Source organism: Aeromicrobium sp. EU05-FHT14F07 (assembly GCF_058790455.1).
On the sequence record NZ_JBYTCR010000002.1, the window covers coordinates 42,550 to 54,302 of the forward strand.

Consider the following 11,753-nt stretch of genomic DNA (forward strand, 5'->3'; position numbering starts at 1 on the left):
GGGGCTGCGCTGGCGCGACTCTGACTCGTCCTGCGCTCCGAAAGGGCCTCGACCGGGCGGCTGGGTGGGAGTCGGCTTCGGGTCTCGGGCTGCGGCTCGCGCTGTGGGACGCAAGTATCTGCGTTCGTGCGTTGGGGCTCGAAGGATGCTGCGTTGGCTACGGGATCCCGTAGCGAACGCAGAAGCGTTCGGTCTGGTTCGCGTGAATGCAGAATCTTGGGTGCCGTTTGGGTTGGGGGGACGAAGGATTCTTCCTTCTCGTGGACCGTTCCACGAGAAGGAAGAATCCTTCACACCCCTCGCCCGCTCAGCGGTGGATCTGCCACCTGTAGAGCGCTCAGAAGGTGGCGGATCCACCGCCGGCACGCGCAAACGCAGAATCTTGCGTCCAACGCGGGCCACAGCCCGAGAACCCAGCCCACCGGCCCGCCAGCCGCCCGGTCGAGGCCCTTTCGGAGACCACCTCCACGAGAAGCCGCAGCAGCGCAGCCCACCCGAGAGAGAAGCCGCACCAACGCACCCCCACCCGACCGGGAGCCCACACCAACGCAGCCCCACCCACCCGAGAACCCTCAGCAACACTGCGTGGCCCCACCCCCCACCCCGGCTTCCACCCGAGCAGCGTGCGGGTCAATCGGTGGCAGGGTCGGCGATCCTCCGGTTAGATAAAACATATGGACGATGCCCACGGGGAGGGCGGGACGCGGACGTTGACCGCGACTCGCGCGACGCCCACCACGACGACCGACCCCGACCGCGCGGTGCAGGCGACGGGACTGCTCGACACCCCGCGCGAGGAGCGGTTCGACCGGTTCACGCAGCTGGCCCGCACCATCTGGGGCGTGCCCATGTCGAGCATCAACCTGTTCGACCACGAGCGGTCCTTCCTGAAGTCGACCGCCGGCATCGACGGCGTCACCGAGGTGAGGACGCGCGACACGTTCTGCGAGACCACGCGCGAGCACGACGCGCCGCTCGTGGTCACCGACGCCGTGCAGGACCCGACGTTCGCGTCGCTGCCCACCGTCACGGCGTTCGGGGTCCGGTTCTACGCCGGTCACCCGATCCGCGACCAGCAGGGCACGACGATCGGCACGCTCTGCCTGTACGACACGAGCCCGCGGGACTTCGGCGACCACGACCTGACGATGCTCGAGCAGCTCGCCACGTGCGTGGAGGACGAGGTGCACCTCAGCTCCGACCGCGACCGTGCCACGTCGGTGCAGCAGGCTCTCCTCCCCCGCGCCGTCGCCCCGGTCCCCGGCTACACGTTCGCCGCCACCTGCGTCGCCACCGGGCTCCTCGCCGGCGACGCGTTCGACCACCGCGAGATCGACGGCGGCCACTACGTCCTCGTGGCCGACGTCATGGGGAAGGGCACCGCCGCCGCGATCCTCATGTCGGCGGTGCGCACCGTGATCCGTGCCGAGATGCGCCGCTTCGCCGAGACCGACCCGGCAGCGCGCGGCCACCTGGGCGGTGTGCTCGAGCGGGCCCGCGACGTCGTCCAGGACGACCTCGACGCCGCGGAGGCCTTCGTCACCGTCTTCCTCGGCTGGGCCGACCCGCACACCGGCGTCCTCTCCTTCGTCGACGCCGGCCACGGGCTCTCCGTGGTCGTCCACCACGACGGGAGCACCACGACCCTCGGCTCCGACGACCTGCCGCTCGGCGTCGACGCGACGTCCGACTGGCACGAGCAGCGCGTCGAGCTCGCCGCGGGCGACACGTTCGTCTGCTTCAGCGACGGGCTGCTCGACGTCGTGCCCGACATCGAGGTGCCCTCCGCCGCCGTGAGCCGGCTCGTGGCCGCCACCGGCTCGCCCCAGCGCCTCGTGCGCGAGGTCGAGCGTCTCGCGCTCGCCGTGCCCGTGCGCGACGACGTGACGGTGCTGGCGGTGCGCAAGGACGCGGCGGAGTGAGCTCACCCCTCTGGCAGGTCCGGCTCCTGGTCGTCCTCACGGCCGTCCTCGGAGTCAACTACGTCATCTGGCGCTGGTTCTTCTCCGTCAACTGGCCGGCCTGGTGGATCGCGGTGCCCCTCGTCGTGGCGGAGACCTACAGCGTCATCGACTCGTTGCTCTTCGGCATGACGATGTGGCGCGCGAAGCGACGTCCCGCGCCGCCCGACGCCCCACCGGACGCCACCGTCGATGTCTTCATCACGACCTACAACGAGCCGCTCGACCTGGTCCAGCGCACGGCCCTGGCGGCCGCCGAGATCCGTCACCCGCACCGGACGTGGATCCTGGACGACGGCAACCGTCCCGAGCTCGCCGCCTGGGCGGAGCAGCACGGCATCGGGTGCCTGCACCGCACCGCCGACTGGGTCGACCGTCCACGGCACGCGAAGGCCGGCAACATCAACAACGCGCTCATGGCGACGGACGGCGAGTTCATCCTCATCCTCGACGCCGACCAGGTGCCGACCCCCGAGATCCTCGACCGGGTCCTCGGCTACTTCGACGACCCGCGCATGGCGCTCGTCCAGACGCCGCAGTACTTCGTCAACGTCGACGACGCCGACGTCCTGGGCAGCCAGGCACCGTTGTTCTACGGCCCCATCCAGCAGGGCAAGGACGGCTGGAACGCGGCGTTCTTCTGCGGCTCGAACGCGGTCGTCCGCCGCGAGGCGCTCATGCAGCTCGGTGTCTCGCGCTACGCCGACGAGCTGGAGCGCAGCGTGCGCACCGCGTTGCGCACGGCCCGCAAGATCGTCGGCCGGGCGAGGTCGGGTGTCGAGGAGTCCGACGCGTCCCTGCGCACGCTGCTCGACAGCATCGACTACGACGCCCGACGCGCCCTGAACGCGCTCGACCGTGGCGAGGCCGTCGCCGACGTGACGTTCCGGTTCGGGCAGCGGCTGCGCGACGCCGAGCGCGAGGTGGCCCGCTCCGACGCCCGTCTGCTCGCCGACGACCTCGCAGCCATCGCCGCCCTCGAGGACGGGCTGTCGACGGACGGCGTCGACGCGGTCGACGTCGAGGTGCTCGCCGCGACGCTGGAGCGCGACTGGTCGGCGGCCGGTGCGCTCAGCAGCGTGCGACGGCTGGTCGACGCGGTCGACGTGTCACGGCTCGACGAGGCCCAGCCGGTCATGCCGCTCGCCACGATCTCGGTCACGGAGGACATGGCCACCGCGATGCGCCTGCACGGCATGGGGTGGCGCACCGCGTACCACCACGAGGTCCTCGCGCACGGGCTCGCGCCCGAGGACATGGCCTCGATGCTCACCCAGCGGCTGCGCTGGGCCCAGGGCACCGTCCAGGTCATGTTCCGCGAGAACCCGCTCGTCCAGCGGAGCCTGTCCTGGCCGCAGCGCCTCATGTACTTCGCGACGATGTGGAGCTACCTGTCCGGCTTCGCCGCGATCGTCTACATCGGGGCCCCGGTCGTCTACCTGATCCTGGGCGTGCTCCCGGTGCAGGCCCTGAGCAGCGACTTCTTCATCCGGCTCGTGCCGTTCCTCGTCGTCAACCAGCTTCTGTTCTTCGTGGTGGGTCGCGGTGTGAGGACGTGGCGGGGCCAGCAGTACTCGCTCGCGCTCTTCCCGGTCTGGATCAAGGCGTTCACGTCGGCCTTCGGCAACGTCTTCCGTGGCCGTGCGCTCGACTTCGCGGTGACCCCGAAGGTCGTCACCCCCACCGAGGGGCGACCCCGCTGGGACCTGATCAAGCCGCAGCTCGTCGCGATGGGTCTCCTCGTCGCGGCCCTCGTCGTCGGCGGTGTCCGCCTCGGCGTGGGTCAGGCCCAGCTCCTGGGTACGGCACTCAACGTGGTGTGGGTCGTCTTCGACCTCGTCATCCTGAGCATCATCATCCGGGCCGCGCGGTACCGCGGTAGCTCGTCGGTCGAGGAGAGGACCCCCGCATGACCGAGATCCACGTCGCCCACACCGAGCGCGGGATCGGGGTCGTCACCCCGGTCGGCCGACTCACCATGGTGGTCACCCGCCAGCTGACCGAGGCCATCACGGGCCTCGTCGACGGCGGGACGTCCAAGGTCGTCGTCGACCTGGGCGAGACCACGTTCCTCGACTCCTCGGGGCTGGGGGCGCTCATCGCCGGTCTCAAGCGGTGCCGTCAGGCCGGTGGTGACCTGCGGCTCGCCCGACCGACGGAGCAGGTGACCACCGTCCTGTCCTTGACCAACCTCGACCGTGTGCTCCGCCCCCGCGCCTCCGTCGAGGAGGCGTTCTGATGACCGAGGTGCACGACGCCCGGCTGGTGCTGGAGGCCGTCCCGGAGCAGGTCGACACGCTGCAGGACGAGATCGTCCGGCTCTGGGAGAGCGTCCCGTCGGTGTCGACGAAGGATCGCGTGCGGTTCGAGATGGCGCTCGTGGAGATCTTCGCGAACATCGTCGAGCACAGCGTGCGCCACCACCCCGGCCCCCCGCTGCGCCAGGTGGCGATCCAGCTCGCCGTGTCCCCAGGACTGCTCGAGGCGCGGTTCGCCGACGACGGCCGTCCGGTCGGGCTCGACCTCAGCGACGTGACGATGCCCCCGCCGGACGCCGAGGACGGTCGCGGGCTCGCCCTGACCATCGCCGCCGTCGACGCCCTCGCCTACGAGCGCGAGGGCGACATCAACCGGTGGACGGTGACCTGCCGGAGGAGCGGGTGACCCTACGGCGTCTGCTCCTCACGGCGATCGTCGGCCTGCTCCCGCTGCTCGCAGGAGCGCCGGCCCGGGCCGCCGACGTGGTGCCGACGCCGACGGACGGCCCCTACGTGGGGCCGATGCTCGACTGGAGCCGCGACTCGGCCGACGACTACGCCGACCGCCTCGGTCTCTCACCGTCGGTCTACGCCCAGAAGGTGCGCTACCCCCTCGACCGCGACGACCGGCTCTACCTGCGCCAGTTCGCGCAGCAGACGGCGGCGCACGGGGCGATCGCGCAGCTCACGCTCGAGCCGCGGGTCCCGCTGGACCAGCTGACGGCAGCCGATGCGCGCGCCGTCGGCGCGCAGCTGCAGACCCTGCACGAGCAGCTCGACACGGACTTCGTGGTCCGCTTCGCGCCCGAGATGAACGGCTCGTGGACGGCCTGGGGGCAGCAGCCCGAGGCGTACAAGGCGGCGTTCCGCGAGGCGGCCCGCGGGATCGAGTCGCGCACCGACGCCGTCGAGATGGCCTGGGTCCCGGCCTACGGTGCCGGCTACCCCTTCGGTCGGTCCTACGGATCCGTCCCGGGCTCCGCTCCCCGGCCCCCCGGGCAGCTCGACACCGACGACGACGGCCGGGTGACCGGGGTCGACGATCCGTACGGTTCGTACTGGCCCGGCGCCGACGTGGTGGACCGCGTCGGGCTGGTGATGTTCCGGTTCGGCCGGGCGCAGCCGTTCGACACCGACTCGGTCCCGGCCTCCGACGAGCTCGTCGCCAGGCTGCAGGAGCGCTACGGCTACGACGACGACACCCGACGTCGCCCGTTCTACGACCGCTTCGCCCGCGACGGACGCTCGATGTCGCTGGAGACCGCGGCCGCCTGGTACGACCGCGGCGACGTCGACGAGCTCGCGGTGAAGTCGGCCTGGTGGAACCAGGTCTTCTCCCCCACCGTCCGGTCCGCGTACCCGCGCCTCGACCTCGTCACCTGGCTCGAGCAGCGACGTCGTGAGGACGAGGCCGACGGTCGCGAGACGGACTGGCGCGTGACGTCGCGGCCGGAGCTCGCCCGTCCGTTCGAGGCGGTCCTGCGCTCGAGTGCGACGACCGGTGCCGTCACGCGGGTGGTGGACCAGCAGGTCGCGAACGAGTCGACCGCCGAGTACCGCCAGGCCGACCCGGCCGACGGTGACCCGATGGCCTGGATCGTCGGCTGCGTCGTGCTCGCCGCCGCGCTCTTCGTCGGCTCGGGCCTGGTGCGGCGCCTCGCGCCGTCGTGGCGCTACCCCGACGACGGCGGACTGCGCGACGGACGGGTCGACTTCCTGCGCGGCTGGGTCATGGTGACGGTGGTCGTGATCCACACCGAGCTGGCAGGTCCGTACTCGTTCCTCAGCCGCAACGCCATCGGGGCGATCACCGGTGCCGAGATGTTCGTGCTGCTGTCGGGGCTGGTGCTCGGCATGGTCTACCCGCGGGCGGTCGAGCGTCTCGGCCCGAGGGCCGCGTCGGCCGCGGCCTGGGCCCGCGTGCGCAAGCAGTACCTGACCGCCCTCGGCGTCGTCGTGCTCGTCTACCTCATCGGGCTGGTCCCGGGCATCAGCGCGAAGGTCGTCACCACGTTCACCGACCGCGGCACGGGCACGGGCGGAGGAGCCGCCGCGGGCCAGGTGTACGACCTGTACGCGAACTTCCCGCAGCTCCTCGCCTACCCGCCGCCGTGGTATGCCGTGCGAGGCCTGCTGCTCCTGGAGATGGGCCCGTGGGTCTTCACCATCATGGGGCTGTTCGTCGTGCTCTCGGCGCTGGTGCCCGCCCTCATGTGGCTGCTGCGCCGCCGGCTCTGGTGGCTCGTCCTGGCGATCTCCTGGACGCTGTACGGGATCGAGGCCGTCACGAAGGCGTCCGTCCTGCCGTCGCAGTTCGATGCTGTGTTCCCGCTGCTCAGCTGGCAGCTGCCGTTCCTGCACGGGCTCGTGATCGGCTACTACCGCCGCCCCCTCACCCGCGCGCTCACGAGTCGTCGCGGGGTCGCGGTCGTCACGACCCTCGTCGTGGGCTACGCGGTCGTGCTCACGACGCTGTGGGCGACGCAGGGAGCGCCGTTCCTCGGGATCGTGCGCTACGACTGGCTGTACGAGAACCTGTACCAGCGCATCTACCTGCAGCCGGGCCGACTCCTCGACCTGCTGCTCGTCCTGGTCGTCGCCTACGCCCTGCTGACGGCCGCGTGGAAGCCGCTGAACCGCGCGTTCGGCTGGTTCTACGTGCCCATCGGTGCGGCGAGCCTCTCCGTGTTCATCGTGCACGTCTTCTTCGTCGTCGCGGTCGCCAACATCCCCGGCCTCGACCGCAGCAGCCCGTGGCAGGGCGCCGTCGTGCACACCGTCGAGCTCGGGCTCATCTGGCTCATGGTGCGCCGGCGCTTCCTGTTCAAGGTCATCCCGACCTGACCGCGCAGCGTGCGGCCGGCCGGGGCCGTCAGGTCACTGGGTGACGCGGTAGACGTCGAACACGCCCTCGATGTGCCGCACGGCCGCGAGCACGTGGTCGAGGTGCTTCGGGTCGCCCATCTCGAAGCTGAACTTGCTCTTCGCGACGCGGTCGCGACCGGTCGTGAGCGCCGCCGACAGGATGTTCACGTGCTGGTCGGAGATGATCCGCGTGATGTCGCTGAGCAGGCGGGGTCGGTCGAGCGCCTCCACCTGGATGGCGACGAGGAAGGTGCTGTGCGCCGTGGGCGCCCACTGCACGGGCACCAGACGCTCCGGCTGCGAGCGCAGCGACTGCAGGTTCACACAGTCCTTGCGGTGCACCGAGACGCCCGAGCCACGGGTGACGAACCCCTCGATGTCGTCGCCCGGCACCGGTGTGCAGCAGCGGGCGAGCTTGACCATGAGGTCGCCCGAGACGCCGACGACGAGCACACCGGCCTGGCCGTCACCGCGCGGGCGGCGCGAGCCGCTGCCCGGGATGACGGTCGCCTCGGCGAGGTCCTCCTCCGCGCCGTCACGGCCACCGGACAGGGCGATGACCCGCTCCACGACGTTCTGCGCGCCGACGTTGTTCTCGCCGACGGCTGCGTACAGCGCCGAGACGTCCGGGAGGTTGAGGTCCTTGGCGATCGCGTCGAGGGTGTCGTGCTTGAAGATGCGGTGCAGCGGCAGGTTCTCCTTGCGCATCTGCTTCGCGATGAGGTCGCGGCCGTGCTCGATCGCCTCCTCGCGCCGCTCCTTGGTGAACCACTGGCGGATCTTGTTGCGGGCACGCGGGCTCTTGACGAACTCCAGCCAGTCGCGACTCGGCCCGGCGTCGGGCGACTTGGAGGTGAAGACCTCCACGACGTCGCCGGTCTTGAGCTCGGACTCCAACGACACCAGCCGACCGTTGACACGGGCACCGATGCAGGCGTGCCCGACCTCGGTGTGCACCGCGTAGGCGAAGTCGACCGGGGTGGCCTGGGCCGGCAGCTGGATCACGTCGCCGCGCGGGGTGTAGGCGTACACGCCCGCGCTGTTCATCTCGAAGCGCAGGTTGTCGAGGAAGTCGACGGAGTCCTCGGTCTCGGACTGCCACTGGACGAGCTCGCGCAGCCACGCCATGTCGTCGCTGCCCGGCGAGGAGCCCTTGGTGGTGGTCGGCCGCGCGCTGCCGTTCTCCTTGTACTTCCAGTGCGCCGCGACACCGTACTCGGCCCGGCGGTGCATGGCGTGGGTCCGAATCTGCAGCTCGACCGGCTTGCCCTGCGGACCGATCACGGTCGTGTGCAGCGACTGGTACATGTTGAACTTCGGGACCGAGATGTAGTCCTTGAAGCGACCGGGGATCGGGTTCCACCGGGCGTGGAGCACGCCCAGGACGCCGTAGCAGTCCGCCACCGAGTCGACCAGGATCCGCACGCCGACCAGGTCGAAGATGTCGGTGAACTCGCGCTCGCGGACCAGCATCTTCTGGTAGATCGAGTAGTAGTGCTTGGGGCGGCCGCTGACCGTCGCCTTGATCTTCGCGTGCCGCAGGTCGGACTCGACCTCACCGATCACCCGCTCCAGGAACTGCCCGCGCGACGGCGCCCGGTCGGCGACGAGACGGACGATCTCGTCGTAGACCTTCGGGTGCAGGGTGGAGAACGCGAGGTCCTCCAGCTCCCACTTGATGGTGTTCATGCCGAGCCGGTGGGCCAGCGGGGCGAAGATCTCGACCGTCTCGCGGGCGATCCGCTCCTGCTTGTCCTGGCGCAGGTAGCGCAGCGTCCGCATGTTGTGCAGCCGGTCGGCAAGCTTGATGACCAGCACGCGGATGTCGCGGCTCATCGCCACGACCATCTTGCGGATGGTCTCGGACTGCGCGGAGTCGCCGTACTTGACCTTGTCGAGCTTGGTGACGCCGTCGACGAGCAGCGCCACCTCCTCGCCGAAGTCGGCGCTCACCGCGTCGAGCGTGTAGGGGGTGTCCTCGACGGTGTCGTGCAGCAGCGCCGCGCACAGCGTGGGACCGGTCATGCCCAGCTCCGCGAGGATCGTCGCGACCGCGAGCGGGTGGGTGATGTAGGGGTCGCCGCTCTTGCGCTTCTGGCCCTCGTGCATGCGCTCGGCGATCTCGTACGCCTTGCGGATGACGTCGACGTCGGCCTTGGGGTGGTTCTCGCGGTAGACGGCGAGCAGCGGGTCGAGCACCGGGTTCTGGGGCGTCGAACGACCGCCGATCCGCGCCAGCCGGCTGCGGACCCGCGCCCCTGCCGGGGCCGGGTCGACGCGGGCAGGCTCCGTCGCCGGCGCCACCTCGGGGGCTCCGGCCTGCGGTGTCTCGATGCGCTCAGCCACTCACTGCTCCTGTCGTGCCTTCCATCGTAGGCCAGGGGCGGCCACCACCGAAGCGGCGTGTCAGAGGAGCACGTCCAGGAGGGTGGCGGCCGCGCCCAGCACCAGGATGGCGACGAGCACGAGGGCGATCGTGCGGGTGTGTCGAGGGTTCACGGTCTCCGGTCCTCAGTAGCGGCGCAGGCTGACGAGCGGGACGTCGCCGAGCGTCCCGCGGCCCTCGAGCACGCCGATCTCGAGCACCACGGCGTTGCCCACGACCTCGGCGCCGCAGGTCGCCACGAGCTGGCCCGCGGCGCGCAGCGTGCCACCGGTGGCCAGCACGTCGTCGACGACGACGACGCGGGCGCCCGGCGCCAGCGCGTCGGCGTGGATCTCCACGGTCGCCTCGCCGTACTCGAGCGCGTAGGTCGCGCGGTGGGTGTCGGCGGGCAGCTTGCCCTCCTTGCGCACGGGCACGAAGCCGACGCCGAGCTCGAGCGCCAGCGGGGCGCCGAAGATGAAGCCGCGCGCCTCGACGCCCACGACGGCGTCGGGGCGCAGCTCACGGACGGCGTCGGCCAGCGCGGTCGTCACGGCGCCGAAGGCGTCCGGGTCGGCGAGCAGCGGCGTGACGTCGCGGAAGGTGACGCCCTGCACCGGCCAGTCCTCGACCGGCCGGACGCAGGTGTCGATCGCCGTGGCGGCGTCCACGGAGGTCAGGACGTCTTCAGGTCGACGTCGCACTCGTCCTTGGCGTGCTTCTCGATCGCGTCGGACGCCTTGGTGAACTTCTCGTCACCCAGCTTCTGGAACTCCGAGGCGAGACCCTGCAGCTTCGTCATGTCGACGCCCTCGGGGAGGTTGCCCGACTGGACCTTGGCGAGGTCGGCCATCTTCAGGCCGGCGTCGTCGAGCGCCTTCTCGACGGAGGTGATGCCGTCGTCGAGGACCTTCCAGTCGCTCTTGATGTCGGAGGGGGCCTCGTCGGCGAGCTTGTGGAACGTCTTGAACGCCTCGTCGATCTTGCCGAGGTCGTTGCTCTCGAGCGAGTCGAACTGCTTCGTGGCGGACTTCAGGTCGGAGCAGTAGGCGCTGCTACCGGATCCGCAGGCGGTCAGGGTGGTGGTGGCGGCGAGCAGGGCGCCGGCGAGGGCAAGCTTCTTCATGCCCGCAAGCATGTCATGCCGATCCTCGGCCGGGCCACGGCCCCACGCCGTCACCGTCCGCTGGACCCGCTGCCGCCCTTGCGCGCCGAGCGGGGCGGCCGGGACGGCTGGCGACGCTCGCCGAAGGCTCGATCGGCGGAGCCCTGCTCCCCCGCGGCCACCGGCTCGGCGTCGTCGGCGCCCGCCTGGTCCGCCGCGACCTGCGCGTCCTTCGCACGACGGGCGAGCACCCGCTTCGTGTGCGCCTTGACGGCGGGGTCGCGCTCGCGGAGCTGGACCGCGAGCGGGGTCGCGATGCAGATCGAGGAGTAGGTGCCGGCCGCCATGCCGATGAACAGCGCCAGGGCGAGGTCCTTCAGCGGGCCCGACCCCAGCACGCCCACGCCCACGACGAGCAGCGCGAGCACCGGCAGCAGGGCCGTGACGGACGTGTTGATGGAGCGGACGAGCGTCTGGTTGACCGCCAGGTTCGCCTGCTCGGCGTAGGTGCGACGGTTGGAGGCCAGCACCCCGTGGGTGTTCTCGCGCACCTTGTCGTAGACGACGACGGTGTCGTAGAGCGAGTAGCCGAGGATCGTCAGGAAGCCGGTGACCGTCGCGGGGGTCACCTCGAAGCCGGACCACGCGTACACGCCCGCGGTGATGAGGACGTCGTGCGCGAGGGCCACGACGGCGGCGAGCGACATCCGCCAGTCACGGAAGTAGGCGGCGATGAAGACGACGACCACCACGAGGAACACGAGGAGCCCGGTGAGGGCCTTGCTGGCCACCTGCTTGCCCCACGAGGGACCGATGAGGTTCTGGCTGACCTCCGTCGCGCCGGCGTCGGTGAGCGCCTTCTCGAGCGTGGCCGTCTGGTCCTGCGTCAGCGCCCGGACGTCGATGCGGATGGTGTCCCGGCCCGAGGTGGTGACGATCGGGTCGCCCGCCTCCGGCACGCCGGCCTCGTCGATCGCCCGCGTCAGCCGGTCGGCGGTGGCGCTGTCGGCCTGCTGCACCTTGGCGGTGAGCTCGACACCGCCCTTGAACTCGATGCCGAGGTTGAAGCCCTGCACGACGAAGCCCAGCGTGGACACCAGGATGATCACGACCGAGATCGCGTACCAGAGGCGACGTCGGCCGACGAAGTCGACCGACACGCGGCCGGTGTAGAGGTGCTGTCCGAAGCTGCTGAGACG

9 protein-coding genes are annotated in these 11,753 nt (G+C 70.7%); 5 read left to right on the plus strand and 4 right to left on the minus strand.

Annotated features, from left to right (window positions below; translation table 11 throughout):
- Positions 1-674 precede the first annotated feature (674 nt).
- Genes AC3WRM_RS02540 through opgC form a run of 5 tightly spaced genes read left to right on the plus strand, consistent with a single transcriptional unit; the run spans position 675 to position 7,063 of the window.
- Complete coding sequence (locus tag AC3WRM_RS02540; protein WP_492247280.1) at positions 675-1,922, plus strand: PP2C family protein-serine/threonine phosphatase; 1,248 nt, start codon at positions 675-677, stop codon at positions 1,920-1,922.
- Positions 1,919-3,874, plus strand: a complete 1,956-nt coding sequence (locus tag AC3WRM_RS02545; protein ID WP_492247279.1) for a glycosyltransferase — start codon at positions 1,919-1,921, stop codon at positions 3,872-3,874. The genes AC3WRM_RS02540 and AC3WRM_RS02545 overlap by 4 nt, the downstream gene beginning before the upstream one ends.
- Positions 3,871-4,200, plus strand: a complete 330-nt coding sequence (locus tag AC3WRM_RS02550) for an STAS domain-containing protein (protein ID WP_492247278.1) — start codon at positions 3,871-3,873, stop codon at positions 4,198-4,200. The genes AC3WRM_RS02545 and AC3WRM_RS02550 overlap by 4 nt, the downstream gene beginning before the upstream one ends.
- Positions 4,200-4,625 (plus strand): ATP-binding protein, encoded by a 426-nt coding sequence (locus AC3WRM_RS02555; protein ID WP_492247277.1) that lies wholly within the window; start codon positions 4,200-4,202, stop codon positions 4,623-4,625. Before AC3WRM_RS02550 ends, AC3WRM_RS02555 begins: the two co-directional genes overlap by 1 nt.
- Entirely contained in the window at positions 4,622-7,063 is a 2,442-nt protein-coding gene (gene opgC, locus AC3WRM_RS02560; RefSeq protein WP_492247276.1) for an OpgC domain-containing protein, read from the plus strand. Before AC3WRM_RS02555 ends, opgC begins: the two co-directional genes overlap by 4 nt.
- 33 nt (positions 7,064-7,096) lie before the next feature.
- Here opgC and AC3WRM_RS02565 read toward each other — a convergent pair whose 3' ends face one another.
- The 4 genes from AC3WRM_RS02565 to secF all read right to left on the minus strand — a co-directional run.
- Positions 7,097-9,430: a RelA/SpoT family protein gene (locus AC3WRM_RS02565; RefSeq protein ID WP_492247275.1), complete on the minus strand. Its 2,334-nt coding sequence runs from the start codon at positions 9,428-9,430 to the stop codon at positions 7,097-7,099.
- A gap of 165 nt (positions 9,431-9,595) precedes the next feature.
- The gene (locus tag AC3WRM_RS02570; protein ID WP_492247274.1) at positions 9,596-10,120 is read right to left on the minus strand and encodes an adenine phosphoribosyltransferase; all 525 of its coding nucleotides are present in this window, start codon (positions 10,118-10,120) and stop codon (positions 9,596-9,598) included.
- A 5-nt stretch (positions 10,121-10,125) separates the two neighbouring features.
- The gene (locus AC3WRM_RS02575; protein ID WP_492247273.1) at positions 10,126-10,575 is read right to left on the minus strand and encodes a hypothetical protein; all 450 of its coding nucleotides are present in this window, start codon (positions 10,573-10,575) and stop codon (positions 10,126-10,128) included.
- Positions 10,576-10,625: 50 nt separating this feature from the next.
- On the minus strand, positions 10,626-11,753 hold a 1,128-nt coding region (secF, locus tag AC3WRM_RS02580; RefSeq protein WP_492247272.1), incomplete at its 5' end, for a protein translocase subunit SecF.